Genomic DNA, 18,676 nt, shown 5'->3' with positions numbered 1-18,676 from the left:
CGACCTGCTGGGACTTGGCGTTGATCTCGCCCATGGTGGAGACGAGCTCGGCGACGATGGCGCCGCCGTCGGTGGCGGTCCTGGCGGCCGAGGCGGCCAGGGTGTTGGCCTGCTGGGCGTTGTCGGCGTTCTGGCGCACGGTGGCGGTGATTTCCTCCATCGTGGCGGCGGTCTCGGCCAGGGAACTGGCCTGTTCTTCCGTGCGCGAGGACAGGTCCAGGTTGCCGGCGCTGATCTGCGCCGAGGCCGAGGCGATCGCGTCCGAGCCGCTGCGCACCTCGCTCATGGCGCCGCGCAGGTTGCGGGTCATGGTGGCCAGAGCGCTCAGCAACTGGCCGATCTCGTCGCTGCCCCGGGCGACGACGTCGGCGCTCAGGTCCCGGCGCGCCACCGCTTCCGCCAGCTTCACGGCGTGCCGCAGCGGATGGGTGACGGACCGCGTCACCCGCCAGGCGAACAGCGGCCCCAGGATCAGGGCCAGCAGGGTGGCCGCCGCCAGCACGGTCAGGCCCAGCCTGGATTGCTGTGCGCTGTCGTCGAACAGGCGTTGCACGGAATCGGCCTGCAACTGCGACAGCTGGTCGATCCGGTCCATCAGGCCGGTCGTCCGCTTGGGCATTTCCTGGTTGAAGAAGGCGTCGGTCTCGCCGTAGTTGCCGCTGTCCAGGTCCTTGAACGCCTGGCCCCGGCGCTGGATGAAGGCCTCGCGATCCTGGCCGATGTCGCGCAGCAGGCTGGCGGCCTCGGGCTGGGACAGCGATTCCGCCAGCTGACCGGCCAGTTCGCCCGCCTGCCGGTCGGTGGCCTCGATGTCCTGCTTCAGGCGCCGGAGCGTGTCGGGATCGGCCGCCAGGGTCGCCTGCGTCAGGTTGGCGCTCTTGTTGATCTGCCGGGTCAACTGCTGGATGAGCGCCGTGGTGCGCAGCCGCTGGTCCAGCGCCTGGTTGTCCTGCTGCGTGTCCAGGATGCGCCAGGCGCCGATGCCCGACATCACCAGCAGCAGGATGATCACAAAGCCGAATCCCAGGGCCAGCCGGGTGCCGATTTTCAGGTTGCGCATGGTGTGGTCTCGCTCTCGGTGGGTGTCGCCCCATGCCCGATCGAAAGACCCTATGGCCGACCCGACTTGAAGCCGGCCTCATCTTAATCGGAACGCCCTCCCGGGCCATCCTGTATCCGATTCTTTCTGTTATGCCTGATTGTTATAGGTTTGAACGGACTCCGCCTTCGGCCGGAACGGAACGGCCCGCCCGGGCCGGCGCCGATGCGCCAACCGGGCGGGCCGCCGTCTTTGCGGCGGAAAAGGCTCATTCCGCGCCGATCGCCTTCAGGCCCGCGGCGGCGCAGCCGGCATCGATGTCGCCGGAGGGCGCGCCGCCCACGCCGATGCCCGCCACCAGCGCCTTGCCGAACTTGACCGGCAGGCCGCCGGCCTGGATGACCATGCGGGCATCCATGTCGCGCAGCCCGTCATTGGCCGGCTTGGAGGCGATGAAGTCGGCCAGGCCCGCGGTGTCGCGGCCCATGGCGGCCGACGTGAAGGCCTTGCCCTGGGCGCTGCTGGCCGTGTGGGGGCCGGCATTGTCGGCCTTGAGCAGCGCCTTGGTGCCGCCATCGCGCGCCACGATGGCGACGCTGACGTTGTGGCCCTGGGCGGCGCATGCCTTCAGCGCGGCGTCCGCCGCCCGGGTCGCCAGTTCCAGCGGCAGGTACGGCGCGGTGGGCAGCTGGGTCGCGGCGGACGCCAGAACCGGCGAAAACAGGAGGGCGGCGAGGGAGAGTTTGCGGATCATATCGGTTCCTTTCAGGGTTGCTCGGGGTTGAACGAGAGAACGATGAAAGGTTACCGGCCAGCCGCCCGGCCGGGTATTCGTGAGGCTCGCGCGAAAGTCCGTAGTTCTACGGAGCCGCCGCCTGGCCCTCGATCCACAGGCGCGTCAATTCGGCCTGCGAGGTCGTGCCCAGCTTGGCGCCGATCGCGGCGCGATGGGTCTCGACGGTGCGCGGCGACAGTGCGAGCGCGTCGGCGATCTGGCGCGTGGTGTAGCCCTGGGCGACGCGATCGAGCACCTGGCGCTCGCGCGGCGTCAGCGCCGCCAGCAGCTCCAGGGTTTCGGCCTGTTCCGCGCGCCGCCGCAGCTGGCCATCCAGCACGTCCTGCCCGCGCTGGATGGCGTCGATGAGATCCTGCTCGTCGATGGGCTTGGACAGGAAGTCGATCGCGCCGTTGCGGAAGGCGCGCCGGCACGCATCGATGTCGCCATGCCCCGAAATGACGATGATCGGCCAGTCCACGCCCTGCCCGGCCAGGCGCTCCTGCAGCTTGAGCCCGGAGATCACCGGCATGCGGATGTCCAGGATCAGGCAGCCGGGCTCCAGCCGGCCGACCTGGGCCAGGAACAGGCCCGGATCGGCGAAGCCCCGGGCCTCGACGCCGACCGTGGACAGCAGCAGGCACAGGGCCTCGCGCACCGCTTCGTCGTCGTCCACCAGGTAGACGGGATGCGTCATGGCCGGTCCTCCCGCGCCTCGGCCAGCGGGACCGCCATCCTGAAGGTCGCGCCCTCGCCCGCCTCGTCGGCCAGGTCCAGATCGCCGCCGACCCGTTCGACCAGGCGCCTGCTCAGCGCCAGCCCCAGTCCCATGCCGTCTCCCCGTGTGGTGGCGAACGGAGTGAACAGATCGGCGCGGATGCCGGACGCGACGCCGGGGCCGTTGTCCGACACGTCGAGCACGGCGCGGCCCGCCGCCGGCCGCAGGTCGACGGCGATCCGCGCGTCGGCCCGCCCCGCCACGGCCTCGATCGCATTGCGCACGAGATTGAACGCCGCCTGCTCCATTTCCACCGGATCCGCCCGGACGGGAACGGGTTCGCCGGGCACGGAGAAATCGATCCGCGCCCCGCTGGACGCCGCCTTGGGCGCCAGCAGCGCCTGGACGTTGCGCACCGCGTCCCTCAGGTCGAAGACGGCGGCCGACGCCGGCCGGGGACGCGACCAGTCGCGGAACCGTTCCAGGATGGCCGACGCGCGGCGGGCCTGGGCGATCGTGCCTTCCAGCACGGATTCGAGCTCGGCGCCCCGCCCCTGCGCCGCCAGCCGCTTGCCGGCCTGCGCCTGCGCCAGGATCGCCGTGAGCGGCTGCGTCAGTTCATGCGTCAGGCCGCTGGCCATCTCGCCCAGCGCGTTGACCCGCGACGCATGGGCCAGCCGCGATTCCAGCGCGTTGATCCGCGCCTGTTCCGCCACCGCGCGGGCGCGCGCCCGCTGCCGCCAGGCGCCGAGCGCCGCCCAATGGAAAAGACTGACGAGGGCGAGCAGCAGCGCGGTCGGCGCCAGCGGCAGCCGATCGGCCCAGCCGACGTCCAGGCCGGTTTCCAGGATCAGCGGCTGGGACGCGCTGCCGATGACGCGGCCGGACCGCACGGCGCCGGCGGGATGGGCCTGGCCGGCCAGCGGACGGCCGTCGGGCATGGACAGGGCCAGGACGGCGCCCGGCCGGTGCCAGAAGGCCCCCGCCTCGTCGAGCAGCTTCCCGGCGTCGATCCCCAGCATCAGGCCATGGCGCGCCCCGGACGTGTTGGGGCTGCGCTTGATCATCATGTAATGATGCGCCCGCCCGGGATAGGGCATCAGCGCGATGTCCCCCGTGGACGCGCGGGCGGCCGCGCGGACCCTGTCCGCGACGTCCGGCGCCAGCGGACCGGTGCCGATCACGGGACCGTGCGGGTCGAGCGCGACGAGCTGCACGTCGTCGATGCGCGGATAGAAATGCGTGATCGTCGACGCGACCTCCAGGAAGAGATCGCGCGCCGGTTCGGCGGACGCCGCGGCGATGGCCGACAGGGCCGTCAGGTGCGCATCGTGCTGGCCGGCCCGCTGGGAAACCAGCCGGTTCAATGCGCCACTTTCTTCTTCCAGTTGCCGGACCAGCGCCTGCTGCTGCCACAGCGCCATCGCGCCGGCCGCCAGGAGCAGCGACAGCCCCCAGGCCAGGATCGCCCGGACGCTCCTGCGCATCGATCCGCGCGGCCTCGGCCGATCCTGCATAGGTGCGCTCCACGCCCCGGAGGGCAAGCGTCGAATTGGTGCCCGAGGCCGGACTCGAACCGGCACGCCCGAAGGCGAGGGATTTTAAGCCAGAGCATGGCATCCGCACCGGGCTAACGATGGACTTGGATGAGGCTTGCTGTAGCAGGTTTTCCCCGAGGCCAGTGCCTTCGATCATATCCCGGTGCGCGATGCAAACCGCCCCGGTTCCCCTCCGCCTGGCTCCTAGCCGGCCCCTGGAATCGGGGCCTTTCAGGAGCACCTCATGGCGAAGATCAAACTCACCAAGTCCGTCGTTGACACGGCGCAGGCGCAAACCTGCGATGTGGAACTCCGGGATACGCTCGTTCCGGGCTTCTTGTGCAAGATAACACCAACGGGCCGCAAGGTCTTCATGGTTCAGTACCGCACGAACTCCGGCGTGCGGCGCAAGCCGGCACTCGGCCAGTTCGGCGAGCTGACGGTCGAACAGGCCCGGTCGCTGGCCCAAGACTGGCTGGCCGAAGTCCGGCGCGGGGGCGATCCCGGACTCGACAAGGCCGAAGCCCGCAAGGCGCCGACGGTCAAGGAACTGTGCGGCCGGTTCATGGATGACCACTCCAAGCCGCACAACAAGCCCAGCACCCAGGCCAGCTACCAGTACCAGATCGACAACTTCGTCATCCCAGCCTTCGGCAGCAAGAAGGTTCACGAGGTCACGCGCCACGACATCACCGCGCTGATGAAGCGCATGGAGAGGTCCCCCACGCAGGCCAACCGCGTACTGTCGCTCGTCCGCAAGATGTTCAACCTGGCCGAACTGTGGGGCTACCGGCCCGATGGCTCCAATCCTTGCCGTCACGTACCCAAGTACCCGGAGAAAGGCTCGACCCGCCTTATCACCGACGAGCAGATGGTCAGCCTGTTCGCCTACTTGGACAAAGCCGAGGCCGAGGGCCTGGAACATCCCATCTATCTGCTGGCCGTCCGGCTGCAATTCGAGTTCGCGGCCCGCATGTCGGAGATCCTGCTGTTGCAGTGGGATTGGCTCGACTTGCCCAATGGCCGGGTTGTCTGGCCGGACAGCAAGACGGGCGATATGTCCAAGCCGTTGAGCGAGGAAGCCCGCCGGTTGCTGACGAATGCACCTCGCTACGGCAATTCGCCCTACGTATGCCCGGCCATCCTCGACCATGACAAGCCGCTCGGCCCCCATTCCTACTATCAGGCGTGGCGCCGAATCCTTGATCGCGCCGGCGTGCCGAAGGTTGGCACCCACGGCATACGCCACCGCTCAGCGACCGACATTGCCAATTCCGGCATCCCCGTCAAGGTCGGCATGGCGCTAACCGCGCACAAGACCGTGGCGATGTTCATGCGCTACGTCCACACCGAGGACGACCCGGTGCGTAAGGCAGCCGAGTTGGTAGCCAGCCGGCGCAAGTCGGTCGTCGGCACGCGGCAAGAACCCAAAGAGGTGACCGCATGATCGGTGACCAGTGCCTCGGCATGTCGGCCCTGATTGCCGTGTCGCCGTTACGCCAACCGGTTCGGCAGCCCTCCCCGCCCGTGCATCGCACTGGGGACTGGAAAAGTATGCCCGTTACGGGTATAGTTTGGAGGTCAAGATGACCCACGTCCTCAAGCGGAAGGACTTTGCACGGTGGCAGGCGGGCGAAAAGCTGCCTGATGCTGCCTTGTGCAAGGCGGTTCAAGAGATGGAAAGCGGTCTGATTGACGCGGACTTGGGCGGCTTCCTCTACAAGAAGCGGGTTGCCCGATCCGGCGGCGGCAAGAGCGGCGGCTACCGCACGCTGCTGTCGGCCCGGATCGGCAGCCGCTACGTATTCCTGCATGGGTTCCCCAAGAGCGACAAGGCGAATATCACGCAGGACGAGAAGAAGGCGCTGCAATTCGCCGGCAAGGTGTTCCTGGAACTGTCCGCCGAGGCTTTGTCGAAGGCGTTGCACTCGGGCGTGTTATTGGAGGTGCATTGTGAGCAAGATCATTGAATCCCTGCGTGGCGACCTGGCTGCGCTCCACGAAGCGGGAGCGATCGGCAAGGTGACGATGCGCGAGTTCGACGCGATCTGCCCGCCGCCGGTGCGGGAGTTCAGTGCTGCCGACATCAAACACCTGCGCGAACGGTTGAAGTTCAGCCAGCCGGTGTTCGCACTTCACCTGCACACCACCGCGTCGACCGTGCGAAAGTGGGAGCAAGGCGAAACCCATCCCACCGGGCCGGCCCTCAAGCTGCTCAACGTCATCGCCGACAAGGGTTTGCAGGCAATTATTTGATCAAGGCAAACGGGTCAGCATTTCCTGCCACAGCGGCCGAAAACACAGTTACGATCTTCAAACCATGTAAGAACAATGGAGGTGACAGGTGGCAGAGAAAAGGAACGTGTTCATCAGCCATGTCCATAAGGACGATCACGGACTCCAGAAGCTGAAGGATCTGTTAGCTCCAAAAGGGATCGAGGTCAGGGATTCCTCCATCCATACAGGGAAGTTCAACAATGCCACCGATGAGCACTACATAAAGACGCAGATCCTTGCCCCTGCCATCAACTGGGCTGGAGTGTTCATTTGCTACGTTTCGCCCCAGACCAAGAATAGCGATTGGGTGAACTGGGAAATCGAATATGCGGCCAAACAGGGCAAGCGCATTGTCGGTGTTTGGGAGCATGGCGAGAAGGAATGCGACCTTCCAGAGGCCCTGAAAGAATATGCCGACGCCTTGGTTGGGTGGAACGGCGATGCGATCATTGACGCGATCAACGGGAAGGACTCGTGGGAAAAGCCAGACGGTGGTGCCTGCGACCCGGTTCCACTCAAGCGGCATCCCTGCTGATGGCTCGCATTCACTCCTATGTGGTGCGATACGACAGTGGTTTCGCGCCCAACCCTTTCTATGGCTACTGCACGCTTGCGACCTGCAAACCCAATATCCGCCGATCCGCTGACATCGGTGATTGGGTGGTCGGCAGTGGCAGCAATGATAGAACTGTCCGACGTGGCGGGCGTCTCGTGTACGCGATGCGCGTTACCGAGGCGATGACATTCGACGAATATGGCGCAGATCCACGGTTTGAATACAAGATGCCGTACCGCAATGGGAGTCGGAAGCAAAGTTGCGGGGACAACATCTACTTCAGGGCCGCGCCTGGAGCCGCTTGGCAGCAGCGAGACTCATTTCATTCCCGCCCCAATGGCACGCTCAACCCGGACCATGTTGCCCGTGATACGGGCGTCAACAGGGTCCTGATCAGTAATGATTTTGTGTACTTCGGGGGCGAGGGTCCGGAATTTCCCGAGGAACTGAAAGACCAGCAAGATCGGCCCTTATGCAAAACGGGAATAGGTCTAACCACCTTTGACGATGCGCAACTGATTGCGAACCTTGAGAAATGGATTCGCAGCTTTGACGTGAGCGGTTATCAGGGCGCTCCATTCGAATGGCTGACTCTTCGCAGGTGACCGATGAAAAAGGAAGGCTCCCTCTTGCTCTCGGATTACGCTGCGGAAATTGCAGCCACAGACGTACTCAACCCGAATGACTTCAATCCTGTCCTCCAAGGTCTATACGGAGAAGTCGGCGGAATAATGGCTACGGCCAAGAAAAGTGTTCGAGAGAGAACGGCTTACCCGGGTTTCAAGAAGGCGGCAGAAGAAGAGTTTGGCGACACCCTCTGGTATTTGGCTGCAATCTGCAGGCGCCTGCAGATTCCTCTCGAAGAGATATTCTCGGAAGCTGCGAACCACGGAAACTTCAAGAATGTGGGCGCTGCAAGTGACATCACCGAAGGTGCGTTAGCCTATATCGCTGTGCCTGTCGCCGCGACTGCTTCGTTGGATGCCACCTTGGTGCGTTTGGGGCAGTCAGCGGCAGCGCTACTTGGAAGTACGCCTGCACGCGCAGACTTGATTGCTTTCGCACGGGCTTACCTGGATGCAATTCATGTGGCCGAACTTGCGTTCTCTGAGGTGGCTCGCGGAAATCTCCGGAAAGCTCGCGGCGCGTTCTTGGAGCCGCAGGCAGAAGACCTGGCTGGCCTTGATTTCGACAGTGAGTTTGGAATTGAGGAACAGCTACCCAGGGATTTCAAAATCCGGGTCAATCAGCGAGGCAGTGGCAAGAGTTACCTCCAATGGAAGGGCGTATTCATTGGAGACCCTCTGACGGACAACATTGCCGATCGCGATGGCTACCGGTTCCATGATGTCTTCCACTTTTCTTATGCAGCAATCCTGCACTGGTCACCTGTGATGCGGGCATTGATCAAGCACAAGCGAAAGAGCAATCCGAAATACGATGAAGAGCAGGACAGTGGTCGGGCCATCGTCGTGGAAGAAGGGCTTTCAGCGTGGATTTTCTCCAGAGCCAAGGAGCTGAATTTCTTCGAGAATCAGGAAAAGGTCTCACTTGGGGTTCTCAAGACCATTGGTGAGTTCGTGAGTGGTTACGAAGTGGAGAAATGTCCGCTAAAGCTCTGGGAAAAGGCAATCCTGGATGGCTATGCTGTCTTTCGCCAGCTCAAGGAAAATCAAGGCGGCTGGATCATTGGAAACCGAGAACAACGCACCATCAAATACATGCCACTTGAGTCTGAAAAATGAAGATCCACCCGTTCGTTGATGCAGTTGCTTCTCTGCAGTTCGAAGACTGCTTCAATCCGTATTCGGATCGTTGTGAAGTTCATGATCGACGCGATGCACCACGTCGCCGTGCTGCTGCACTGTCCGCCATGTTGCGTCGTGCAACCGAGGAACCCGTAGACGCGATATGGATTGGACGAGACCTCGGATATCGCGGAGGACGCCGCACTGGGTTAGCCCTGACCGACGACCTTCACATAAGCCAGCACGCTAGGCGTTGGAATCTCGACCAGGTCGCCGAACGGCCGACGATAGGCAGTGCTGTGGCCGAACGAACCGCCGCGGTCATATGGGGCATGCTGGAACATATTGATGCCCGCATCTTCCTCTGGAACGTTTTCCCTCTGCATCCGCACGAATCAGGAGATCCGTTCACCAACCGGCAGCACAACGCGCGTGAGAGGCGAGCCGGCGAAGAACTGCTCCAACAGCTCATTGTCTTGCTACGTCCCTCTCGCATCGTCGCCATCGGCAACGATGCCGCCGCTGCGGCCCATCGCATCACGGATTCCGTACCCGTGATTTGCGTGAGGCATCCTAGCTATGGAGGACAGACCCAGTTCCAGAGGCAAATCTCGGAGCTCTATGGGCGCCCCATGAGCACTGGGTCGTTGTTTTGACGAGAGGCTTGGCTTCTTAGCGCGCAGCGATCGCCGCTTCAATCCAGCCCGACAGGTTGTCACTGATGTGGTTATAGGCCGCACTGCTCGTGGCCCCTGGTGGATCGTACATGCGGACGACGGTGGATAGCTTTCTACCGTCGTTCAAGGTAAATGAGTCAAATGGATTGGCCCCGGCAACTGATGGTTGCTGGTTGTGGTCCAGCAGCTTATGGACTCGTATCCCCAAGAGTCCCTTGCCACTATTCCATGACTGCTCAATCTCATATCGAATCCAGGGGCGATTCGCCGTTTCGGCTCCGACCAGAACAATTGTGCATGTCCGTCCTTGCAGCTGATCGTCGATCCAGCGCTTGATTGCGGCCTCGCCGCCTCGCTTCACTTCTTCCCATTTGTTATCGCTTGCTGGTTGGTTGCCCTCAACAACACCAATATTCCGTATCTTGGAGGCGCGCCAACTGTCGCGTTGATAGTGGAAGCTATAGAAGATTTTCCGTGGCATGGCGAGTCCTTTGTTGGATCATGTAAATCTGCAGAGGAGACTCAACTCGCTGCACCTTGAATGTTCAATGCGAGGTGCGTGTGAAAGAGTTGCGCGAAGTCCACATCACCAAGATCCGCATCGGCGAAATAACCTTGATCTTTGGCCAAGTTCAAGGCCGCCCCGCCTGGCGACGGTACGGGCAGAACTTTGGCGGCGGGGTGGAATTTCCTGAAGAGTTCATGCTCGGCTTCCACTCCTTCCATGCCGCCGATGAAAACAGCGGCAACGAGATCATCGCGCGACAGCATTTCTTCCCGCATTAGCAGCAGGCTCGCCTCTCTGTCACCGGCAACTGCATTGGTGAATACTACATTGTGAAAACGGTCGTTTTCTTCCGGGTAACGATCCTTGAAGAACGTGCTCTGATACAGAACCACGGCCCCAGAATAATCGACACCCAAATCCTCACAAATGCTCCAGATCATAGGCGTGATAGCGGGATGGCCTCCCCACACGATCTTGTGCTGACGAATGACGGCCATGACCAGTTCCCTCACAGCGCATTGGATGAGGAATGGATTGGCGGTCTCGTGATACGAGCCGCGGCCGACAAGTGGGACACTGGCTGAAAGGAAGATTGCGCTCACGATTCAGGCCTCCCAGTCCGCAAATTGCCATCCAGCCTCGCTGGCTTTGACCCACCGCGCAGAGTGGATATGCTGGCCCAGCCAGTCCAAATGCCCCAGCCACCGGGGATGCAAGCCAACATGATCGTAAACGACGGCAACCGATTGATCTGGCGAATTGGTGGATGCGTCATGCAACGTGGTCGACGTGGGGACACCAACTGTTGGGTAGACGACGACATTCCGGCCATCCGGCAGTCGGATATAGACCGCCTTGTTCGGTCCAACGCCGACAAGTTGACCGCCAATCGTTTGAATAGTGTTGCGCAAATTGCTCACTAGATTGACGGAACGGACCGCATGGCTTTGGCTGCGAACTTCTTCGAGCTGTAGACAGATTCGCTCCACAGCGCTGTCCGCGAGGCGTCCTGTGGCCGCATCCACTTCGTCGGGCAACAATTCTGCGCGACTGGCGGTGGCTGTTCGCGCAGATGGCGTGCAGTCTGGCCAGCCAACCCGTAAGACGCTGATGCCTTTCGCCAGAGCGCGTCCGAACTCTGCGCTTGTCCAGCGGCTTTCAAAGTAGCCTGGCGTGTCAAGCATCACAAGAACGTCGGAATCGCAAAGGCGATGCCATAGCATCGTCTGAAAATCTTCCGCAGGTGGAATCCCATGCGTATCGAGAAACACATCGAATAGCCGAGCAGATAAGGCGTCAAAGAGCTGCAAGGCTGCCTCACGGGCTTCGCCCCGGCGGTAACTTACGAACACTCGACGCTGGCGAGGTAGCAACCCCGCACACTCAAGTAAAGCGGTCGCGACACGCTGTGACCCGTTGGCGGCATAGGCTAAGCAGTTGAGAGGTCGCAGTAATTCAGGAATCTCTGCGTTAACTCGATTGACGTCGGATGCTATCGGCAGTAGCGGGATGCCTCGCTCCAGCAACTTCGCCACGTTGGCGAGAGGTGGATTGTCGCCCCCGAAAAATACTGCAGCGGATGAGCGCTGTTGGTCGGGGTTAAACGCTTCCGGGCGCACCTCCCATCCAACTTCATGTCCTAGTCGCAAGTTGAACATGCCTACGGCAGTTCCGACGATTTCTTCAAGCTCAGAAATCTGGGCGTCGGTTGGCGAACCAAGCACTGCAAGTTGATAGAGGGCGGCCATGCTCTTCCTTGTGATTTCAGTGTTCTCGCCTATCTGACCTTACGAAACCCAATGCGGGAATCTCCTTCAAAGATAGCCGATTTCGGGCGTCCCCGGTCGGGCCGCGCTGTCGTGCTACGCATCAAGCCCCGCTGCGCGAGTCTCGCCCCTGCGGGCTTCCATCGTTCCCTCGCGACGCTCGGCTGACGCCTCCGGCCCTGCTGGGCCTGCGCGCTCCGCTTGCCAGGGTTCGTGTATGGCATGGGGCGGTCTTGCTGTTTCCCTTCACCGTACCACGGCGTTCTCGCCGTCAAGGGCGGCGCGCGCCATGCGCGCTTGCGTCCTGGCGGCCGTCTGCGACCCCTGACTGCTTGCGCTGCGCCGTGCTGGCACCGGTTCCGGGCAATTCCGCCCGAGCAACCGGAGCACGATCATGTCGCAACTGACCCTCACTCTCGACACCCCGCTGATGGTGCGCGATGGCCGTGGGCGCTATCGGCTGGCGGACGCCGACCAGATTCTGGAAGCCGCGCGCCAGGTCATCGAACAGAAGATGCAGCGCGGCGAGGCGTTCACTTCGCCGGAGGCGGTGAAGGACTACCTGCGCGCCAAGCTGGCCGGCTTCGAGCACGAAGTCTTCGCGGTGTTGTTCCTCGACACGCGCCATCGGCTGATCGACTACGTGGAGATGTTCCGCGGCACGATCGACGCCGCCGAGGTGCATCCGCGCGAGGTGGTGAAGCAGGCGCTGCGGCTCAATGCGGCGGCGGTCATCGTTTCGCACAACCATCCGAGCGGAAACTCCGAGCCGAGCGCGGCCGACAAGGCGATGACCTCGCAGCTTCGGCAGGCGCTGGCGCTGGTGGACATTCGCACGCTGGATCACGTCATCGTTGCGGGGACTCGCACCACGTCATTCGCCGAACGCGGCCTGCTTTGACCATTGGGGGCTTCGGCCCCCTTTTTGCTGCGCCCGGCGGCGCAACTCCGGCCCTCGCGGGCCTGCGCGTGCTGCGCACTTGCCGAAAACCCGGGTGCGTGGAGGTGCGAGGGAGGCGGTCTTGCTGTTCCCTTCATCGTGCCACGGCGTTCTCGCCGTCAAGGGCTGCGCGCCGATGGCGCTTGCGTCCTGGCGGCCGTCGTTGACCCCTGACTGCTTGCGCTGCGCCGTGCCCCGGAAGGGTCGGGCAATTCCGCCCGGCTTCCTTTCAGGAGTTCACCATGAACAACGCACTCATCACCGACGAGCAGCGCATCGTGTTGCTGGCCAACGGCCGCGAATCCTTGGAGAACCCGGACTTCGATCCGGCCCCCGTGGTCAAGCTGTTCACGCCGGACGCCGGCGCGACCTGGCTGCTGACCGAGATTGATCCCGATGACCACGACCACGCCTTTGGGCTGTGCGATTTGGGCCTGGGGATGCCGGAAATCGGCTGGGTCAGCCTGCAGGAGCTGGCGGCCGTGCGCGGGCGGCTCGGGTTGCCGGTCGAACGCGATCTGCACTTCCGTGCCGAGAAGCGCCTGAGTGCCTATGCGCGCGATGCGCGGCTGGCCGGGCGGATCATCGAATGATTTCGCGCGGGGCGTCGCAAGATGCCTCGTTCAAGGTTTCAGGAGATCCGGCAGGCAGTCGGCGAATGCCGGCTGGATCTTACTCACGGGCTTGGCCACGGCCTCGTCGCCGGTGAGGACTGCCATCGTCATGCCGGTCATGGTCGTCAGACCGTTCGAGCTGCGCAGTACCTGTAGCGCAAGATCGACCGGGAAGCCGTCGGCACTGCGCCGCAGTGGATGAATGCCGCCATGCACGAACGAGTTCATGCCGTGCCAGGTCACATCCTTGAAATGCGAAAGCATTTGGTGCGCAGCCGCCGGCGCGCCTTGTCCGACTCGCTTGCCGATCTGCTCAATCATTTCGCTGGCGCCAGGCAAGTTCTTGGCCGCCTGTTCGCTCTGCAGCGTCAGTGGCGCCAGCAGCTTGTCGATCGCTGCGTCGCTGGCTGCGTAGAGCAGCCACATTGCCCGCGTCAGGGCCTCGAACTGCAGGCGCATGAGGCCGACGGCGGACGAGGGTAGTCGCAGCGCCATCAATGCTCGCATCGCTGTTGCATGCTCCATAGCGACCAGGCACATGCCAAGAGCTGACTCGCCACGGGGCGATCCATCGAAATCGGCGTCGCCCAGTAGTTCATCCAGACGTTCGTGCAAGGCATTGGAGCGGTGGAGCATGTGCTCCAAACGATCGTCGTTGTTGATGATGGTTTCCTCCATAGAGGGATCGTAGGACAGTCGTGCGTCCCCGGCCAAGAAACATGGCCGGTCGCGCTGTCGTGCTGCGCATCGAGCCTCGCTACGCGAGTCTCGCCCCCTTCGGGCTTCCATCGTTCCCTCGCTCCGCTCGGCTGACGCCTCCGGCCCGGATTCCTAGATCCGGGCCTGCGCGCTTCGCTTGCCGTGCGGTCGGCGTATTGAGGGGCCGTGGCCATGTCCAGCCGTCTCCCCTGACTTCATCACCTTCACCGCGACTGTAGCCCGCGGCCGTGTGCCGTCAAGGCGCGCAGGGCCGTGTCCTCGGCTGCGCCTGCGGGCCGCACCCACCCTGCGCTTGCCTCCTTGACGGCCCCCGTCCGCGCGCTCCTGACCGTCGCGGGCGATGAACTCAGGAAAGACGGTGGCAACAGGGCCAACCGGGTTCCTCGTGCCGACCGCACCGAACAGCCGAAAGGCTGGGCTTCCGAATCTAGGAATCCGGTATGCGGTGAACAGCAAACCTTTTTTCTTTGTCAGGAGAAATGCTATGCAAATCGCATCCCGCTTCGCTTCCCGTTCCCCGGTGCTGCGTTCGGAACGTCCCTTGTCGGATGACCAAATCCGGGCCGTGGCCCCGTCCATCTTCGCGGAGGCACCGCACGAAAGCCGCTCCGAGCGGTACAGCTACATCCCCACCGCAACCGTGCTGCAAGAACTGCGCGGGGAAGGCTTTGAGCCCTTCATGGTGACGCAAACCCGCGTGCGCCACGACGACCGCCGCGACTACACCAAGCACATGATCCGGCTGCGCCATGCCAGCCAGATCAACGGACGCGAGGCCAACGAAATCATCCTGCTGAACTCCCATGACGGCACCAGCAGCTATCAGATGCTGGCCGGGATGTTTCGCTTCGTTTGCAGCAATGGCCTTGTCTGCGGCGACACCGTGGCCGACGTGCGCGTGCCGCACAAGGGCGACGTAGCAGCCCACGTCATCGAAGGCGCTTACGAAGTCCTGCACGGCTTCGACCGGGCGCAGGAATCGCGCGATGCCATGCGCGCCATCACGCTGGACGCCGGGGAATCGGAAGTGTTCGCCCGTGCTGCGCTGGCGTTGAAGTACGACGAGGACAAGCCCGCGCCCATCACGGAATCGCAAATCCTGATGCCGCGCCGCCACGACGACGACCGCCGCGACCTGTGGAGCGTGTTCAACCGCACGCAGGAGAACTTGACCAAAGGCGGCCTGTCCGCCCGCGCAGCGAATGGCCGCCGCCAGACCACCCGGCCCGTGCAGGGCATCGACCAAAGCGTGCGCCTGAATCGCGCCCTGTGGCTGCTGGCCGATGGCCTGCGCCAGTTGAAAGCCTGAATCCCCACGCGGCAGGGGCAGGCAGCAGCCCTTGCCGCTTCTCTCGCTGCTGCATCCCACCGCTAGGAGAAATCACCATGAACGCCGTACTCAAAACCGAAGCCGTCGCCATCGAAGCCGCCTCACCGCTGGAAGTGGCCGACCCGGCCAAGAACCTGATCTTGGTTCCGTTGTCGCAACTGTTGCCGCGCCGCTCCAAGCGCAACGTCCGCACGACCCCGCGCCAGTCCATCCCCGAACTGGCCGCGAGCATTGCCCGCATCGGCCTGCTGCAAAACCTGATCGTCATCCTTTCCGCCGATGGCGAGGCTTACGAGGTGGTGGCAGGCGACCGCCGCCTGACCGCCTTGAAGCTGCTGGCGAAGAAGAAGCGCATCCCCGCCGACTACGAAGTGCCGTGCCTGCTGGTGCCCGATGCGTCCGCTCGTACCGTCAGCCTCGCGGAGAACGTGCAGCGCGAGAACATGCACCCCGCCGACCAGTTCGCGGCCTTCGCCGCGCTGGTCAAGGAAGGCCGACCCATCGAGGACATAGCCGCCGACTTCGGCGTGTCCCCGCTGGTGGTGCAGCGCCGCTTGAAGCTGGCGAACGTCTCGCCGCGCCTCATGGCCGACTACCGGGCCGGTGGCGTGACGCTGGAACAGTTGATGGCCTTGACCATCACCGATGACCACGCCGCGCAGGAAGCGGCGTTCTATGGTGCGCCGGAATGGCAGCGCAGCCCGTCCAAGCTGCGCGAGCGCCTGACCGAGCGCGAAATCGACGCCACGCACGCGCTGGTGCGCTTCGTCGGGCTGGACGCCTACCAGCAGGCAGGCGGCGGCATCCGCCGCGACCTGTTCGCGGAAGGCGATGCCGGAACCTACCTCACCGATACCGCAGTGCTGGAAACGCTGGTGCGCGACAAGCTGGCAACGCTGGCCGAGGACGTGCGCGCCGAGGGCTGGGCATGGGTGGAGGCCGTACCGCATCTGGCCTACGAGGAACGGCAGGCGTTCCAGAACGCCCCGCGCCACCGCCGCGAGCCGACCACCCGCGAGGCCCGCCGCATCGCCTCGCTGGAAACCCGCCTCGAAAAGATCGACGCCGAACTGGAAGAAGCTTGCGACGCCGAGGACGAGGCCAAGGCCGAGAAGCTGGAACAGCGTCGCGATCAGGTGGTCGGCGAACTGCAAGACGCGGAGGACGCCTTGCACGGCTATGCCCCCGATGTGCGCGAGGTGGCCGGTGCCATCGTCACCATCGACCGCAACGGCGAGGCCGTCATTCATCGCGGCCTGCTGCGCGAAGCCGAGGCGAAGGCGCTGCGCACGCTGGAAAAGCTGCGGCGCGGTTTCGGCAGCACCGAAGGCGAAGCCGCCAACGACGAGCACGAGGACGCCGACGACGCGCCCAAGGCCGCGAGCCTGTCCGACCGGCTGGCGCAGTGGTTGAGCGCCCATCGCACGGCGGCGCTGCAAATCGAAGTCGCACGGCATCCGCACGTCGCGCTGGCCGCGCTGGTGCATGGCATGGTGCAGACCGTCTTGCAGGAAAGCCACTACGGCCACGACCTGCCGCTCGGCGTGAGCCTGAAAGTGCAAGACCGACTGGAAGGCATGGCCCCGGACTGGCCGGAATCGCCCGCCGCCGTGGCGCTGCGCGAACTGCAACAGGTCGCCGGTGAAGCCTTGCCGGAGGACAACGCCGAACTATTCGCCGCGCTGCTGGCGAAGCCGCAAGACGAACTGGTGCGGCTGCTGGCCGTGTGCGTGGCTTCCACGGTGGACGTGGTGACGCCTCGCGCCACGCCGCACCAGCCCGGCGCGGAACTGGCGCAGGCCGTGGGCCTCGACATGGCTGCATGGTGGAAGCCGACCGCAGAAGGCTACTTCAAGCACGTTTCCAAGGCCGCGATCCTGCAAGCCGTGGGCGAGTACGCGCCGGAGCAGGTTTCCCGGCTGGCGAAGTTGAAGAAGGCCGACATTGCCAGCGAAGCCGAGCGGCTGGCCGATGGTACGGGCTGGATGCCCGCCATCTTCAAGGGCGCTGGCCCGCAGGATGCCGTGCAGGAGGCAGGCCCGGAGCAGGACGCCCCGGAGGATGCCGAAGCAATGGCGGATGAGTCCGCCGAGGCGCTGGCCGCTTGACCCGCGCCGAAGGCAAGCGCCCCGGCCTCGACCGGGGCGCTTCGCTGGAAGGAGAAGCCCCCATGACTCGCACCACCACCAGCCGCCCGCGCATGGCGGCGATCTACTCCCCCGGCACGGTACGCGCCCACCGCTGGCATGGCGATGGCGACGTGCGCGGCTACCGCCCGCCCTCGGGCTGGTCGGCCCGCGCCGACCTCACAGACATTCATCCCATCACGGGCCGCGCCTTGCCGCGTGCCGTGTGGTGACTCATCGAAACGAAGGAATAACCGCGATCAGTACCGCGCCCAGGCCGTTCCGTCCTGGGCGCGGTGAAATGCAAATCCGGGCGCGGCAGTGGCCGCGCCCGGTGTTCGAGGCCGACAGCCGAATCGGCACGCCGTGCGCGGGCAGTTTTCGGCTTGTCGCGTGCATACCCCGCAGCGTAGGCCGCGCCCATTTCATCAGAGGCATGTCCGCGTTTCCTGCTTGGAAATCTGGAACGACCTGGGCGTGTCGGCGCGATGCGCCGCCGGGCTTTCGGGCTGCACCCCGTGCCGCCTTTACCGTCACGGCCATTCGACTTCAATCCCTTGTATCTTTGAAGTGCGTGTTCGGCAGTGCCGTCACGCCCGGACCTGTCAGGGTTCGGGGTTGGCCGCAGCATGTAGCCCGTCATCCCTCGGTGCCCATGGAGCCCGTGCGTGAGTCTTGGGCGCATGCTCGCGCCCGATCTCTGAAAGCCCGAACAGTTGCATGAACGTCGTTCGCATTTGCAAGGAAGGGACGCGGAGATCATGGCCAATCAAATTGGGTATCCGGATTTTAGTGTGGGACGACAGCTAAAGCACTTGCTTGTCTGACTGTTCTTGCTTGTAGGTTTCTAGTTTCGCAGGCTCGTCCGTTTCAAGCCTTCAGTGTGGGTTTTTCCTGCTGGCGCATGTCGGTGCAAGGAAGCAATCAGTGGGCAGGTCACCTTGCCTTGGCTCGAACTGCATGCCTTGACCAATTGGGATAGCGCCAACTCCATGCGCTGGAGATCGGCCAGCCGCAGGCGCACATCCGCCAGCCGCGCTGCCGCGAGGTCGGCGGACTCGTGGCAATGGGTGCCGTCCTCCAGCTTGAGCAATTGCGCAACCTCGTCCAGATTGAAGCCCAAGCGCTGAGCGGACTTCACGAACTTCACCCGGTCCACGTCCGTCGGCCCATAGCGGCGGATGCCGCCGATGGGCCGATCCGGCTCCAGCAGCAAGCCCTTGCGCTGATAGAACCGGATGGTCTCCACGTTGACCCCGGCTGCTTTGGCGAAGGCCCCGATGGTCAGGGTTTCCGGGATGTTCATCATGGCGCTTGACTCCGTACTTGGCTACGGAAGTAACG

General features: G+C 63.8%; 21 protein-coding genes. 12 read left to right on the top strand and 9 right to left on the bottom strand.

All coding sequences use genetic code 11. The features are described 5' to 3' along the window. The 4 genes from ACFO27_RS16065 to ACFO27_RS16050 form a co-directional block, all read right to left on the bottom strand. On the bottom strand, positions 1–1,060 hold a 1,060-nt coding region (locus ACFO27_RS16065; protein ID WP_376818213.1), incomplete at its 3' end, for an MCP four helix bundle domain-containing protein. Positions 1,061–1,307: 247 nt separating this feature from the next. Next, a complete protein-coding gene (locus ACFO27_RS16060) occupies positions 1,308–1,793 on the bottom strand; it encodes a GlcG/HbpS family heme-binding protein (RefSeq protein WP_376818212.1) in 486 nt (161 codons plus the stop codon). 106 nt (positions 1,794–1,899) lie between these two features. Next, complete coding sequence (locus ACFO27_RS16055) at positions 1,900–2,511, bottom strand: response regulator transcription factor (RefSeq protein ID WP_376818211.1); 612 nt, start codon at positions 2,509–2,511, stop codon at positions 1,900–1,902. Beyond that, positions 2,508–4,019, bottom strand: a complete 1,512-nt coding sequence (locus ACFO27_RS16050) for a sensor histidine kinase (protein WP_376818210.1) — start codon at positions 4,017–4,019, stop codon at positions 2,508–2,510. The genes ACFO27_RS16055 and ACFO27_RS16050 overlap by 4 nt, the downstream gene beginning before the upstream one ends. Before the next feature lie 295 nt (positions 4,020–4,314). Between ACFO27_RS16050 and ACFO27_RS16045 the strand changes: the two genes are divergently transcribed. The 7 genes from ACFO27_RS16045 to ACFO27_RS16015 all read left to right on the top strand — a co-directional run bounded on the left by ACFO27_RS16045 (position 4,315) and on the right by ACFO27_RS16015 (position 9,307). Beyond that, complete coding sequence (locus tag ACFO27_RS16045) at positions 4,315–5,517, top strand: tyrosine-type recombinase/integrase (RefSeq protein WP_011805818.1); 1,203 nt, start codon at positions 4,315–4,317, stop codon at positions 5,515–5,517. Between the two features lie 139 nt (positions 5,518–5,656). Further along, on the top strand, positions 5,657–6,040 hold the full coding sequence (locus tag ACFO27_RS16040) for a type II toxin-antitoxin system RelE/ParE family toxin (protein ID WP_011805819.1): 384 nt from the start codon (positions 5,657–5,659) through the stop codon (positions 6,038–6,040). Further along, a complete protein-coding gene (locus tag ACFO27_RS16035) occupies positions 6,024–6,326 on the top strand; it encodes a helix-turn-helix domain-containing protein (protein WP_011805820.1) in 303 nt (100 codons plus the stop codon). Before ACFO27_RS16040 ends, ACFO27_RS16035 begins: the two co-directional genes overlap by 17 nt. A gap of 88 nt (positions 6,327–6,414) precedes the next feature. After that, a complete protein-coding gene (locus ACFO27_RS16030; RefSeq protein WP_013721787.1) occupies positions 6,415–6,882 on the top strand; it encodes a TIR domain-containing protein in 468 nt (155 codons plus the stop codon). Next, positions 6,882–7,508 carry an Nmad2 family putative nucleotide modification protein gene (locus tag ACFO27_RS16025; protein ID WP_011805822.1) on the top strand — a complete coding sequence of 209 codons (627 nt, stop codon included), beginning with the start codon at positions 6,882–6,884 and terminating at the stop codon, positions 7,506–7,508. The genes ACFO27_RS16030 and ACFO27_RS16025 overlap by 1 nt, the downstream gene beginning before the upstream one ends. Before the next feature lie 3 nt (positions 7,509–7,511). Beyond that, on the top strand, positions 7,512–8,648 hold the full coding sequence (locus ACFO27_RS16020; protein WP_376818209.1) for a nucleoside triphosphate pyrophosphohydrolase family protein: 1,137 nt from the start codon (positions 7,512–7,514) through the stop codon (positions 8,646–8,648). Continuing rightward, positions 8,645–9,307 carry a uracil-DNA glycosylase gene (locus ACFO27_RS16015; RefSeq protein WP_011805824.1) on the top strand — a complete coding sequence of 221 codons (663 nt, stop codon included), beginning with the start codon at positions 8,645–8,647 and terminating at the stop codon, positions 9,305–9,307. Before ACFO27_RS16020 ends, ACFO27_RS16015 begins: the two co-directional genes overlap by 4 nt. 16 nt (positions 9,308–9,323) lie before the next feature. Here the strand turns inward: ACFO27_RS16015 and ACFO27_RS16010 are convergent, their stop codons facing one another. From ACFO27_RS16010 to ACFO27_RS16000, 3 genes are read right to left on the bottom strand one after another with little or no spacing between them, the layout of a single operon-like run. Continuing rightward, complete coding sequence (locus ACFO27_RS16010) at positions 9,324–9,809, bottom strand: TIR domain-containing protein (RefSeq protein ID WP_011805825.1); 486 nt, start codon at positions 9,807–9,809, stop codon at positions 9,324–9,326. A 41-nt stretch (positions 9,810–9,850) separates the two neighbouring features. Continuing rightward, entirely contained in the window at positions 9,851–10,438 is a 588-nt protein-coding gene (locus ACFO27_RS16005; protein WP_043565517.1) for an SLOG domain-containing protein, read from the bottom strand. Positions 10,439–10,441: 3 nt separating this feature from the next. Then, positions 10,442–11,584: a toll/interleukin-1 receptor domain-containing protein gene (locus ACFO27_RS16000; RefSeq protein ID WP_376818208.1), complete on the bottom strand. Its 1,143-nt coding sequence runs from the start codon at positions 11,582–11,584 to the stop codon at positions 10,442–10,444. Between the two features lie 412 nt (positions 11,585–11,996). Here ACFO27_RS16000 and radC point away from each other — a divergent pair, with 412 nt between their 5' ends. Both radC and ACFO27_RS15990 read left to right on the top strand, forming a co-directional pair. Beyond that, a complete protein-coding gene (radC, locus tag ACFO27_RS15995) occupies positions 11,997–12,503 on the top strand; it encodes a RadC family protein (protein WP_013721784.1) in 507 nt (168 codons plus the stop codon). A gap of 281 nt (positions 12,504–12,784) precedes the next feature. Next, positions 12,785–13,135 carry a DUF2958 domain-containing protein gene (locus ACFO27_RS15990; protein WP_013721783.1) on the top strand — a complete coding sequence of 117 codons (351 nt, stop codon included), beginning with the start codon at positions 12,785–12,787 and terminating at the stop codon, positions 13,133–13,135. A 30-nt stretch (positions 13,136–13,165) separates the two neighbouring features. On the opposite strand, the gene ACFO27_RS15985 is transcribed toward ACFO27_RS15990, so the two are convergent. Further along, the gene (locus ACFO27_RS15985) at positions 13,166–13,834 is read right to left on the bottom strand and encodes a DUF6988 family protein (protein ID WP_013721782.1); all 669 of its coding nucleotides are present in this window, start codon (positions 13,832–13,834) and stop codon (positions 13,166–13,168) included. 526 nt (positions 13,835–14,360) lie between these two features. Here ACFO27_RS15985 and ACFO27_RS15980 point away from each other — a divergent pair. The 3 genes from ACFO27_RS15980 to ACFO27_RS15970 all read left to right on the top strand — a co-directional run bounded on the left by ACFO27_RS15980 (position 14,361) and on the right by ACFO27_RS15970 (position 17,565). After that, on the top strand, positions 14,361–15,185 hold the full coding sequence (locus ACFO27_RS15980; protein ID WP_013721781.1) for a DUF932 domain-containing protein: 825 nt from the start codon (positions 14,361–14,363) through the stop codon (positions 15,183–15,185). 77 nt (positions 15,186–15,262) lie between these two features. Continuing rightward, positions 15,263–17,314, top strand: coding sequence for a ParB/RepB/Spo0J family partition protein (locus ACFO27_RS15975; protein ID WP_074231546.1), 2,052 nt, complete (start codon positions 15,263–15,265; stop codon positions 17,312–17,314). Between the two features lie 62 nt (positions 17,315–17,376). Next, on the top strand, positions 17,377–17,565 hold the full coding sequence (locus ACFO27_RS15970; RefSeq protein ID WP_023087442.1) for a hypothetical protein: 189 nt from the start codon (positions 17,377–17,379) through the stop codon (positions 17,563–17,565). A gap of 614 nt (positions 17,566–18,179) precedes the next feature. Here the strand turns inward: ACFO27_RS15970 and merR are convergent. Further along, the gene (gene merR / locus ACFO27_RS15965) at positions 18,180–18,641 is read right to left on the bottom strand and encodes an Hg(II)-responsive transcriptional regulator (RefSeq protein ID WP_046621380.1); all 462 of its coding nucleotides are present in this window, start codon (positions 18,639–18,641) and stop codon (positions 18,180–18,182) included. Between the last annotated feature and the right edge of the window lie 35 nt (positions 18,642–18,676).

Source organism: Castellaniella denitrificans (assembly GCF_042653765.1).
Lineage (GTDB): Bacteria > Pseudomonadota > Gammaproteobacteria > Burkholderiales > Burkholderiaceae_B > Castellaniella > Castellaniella denitrificans.
The sequence above is the reverse complement of the archived record's forward strand: the minus strand, read 5'-3'. Positions and strand labels throughout refer to the sequence as shown.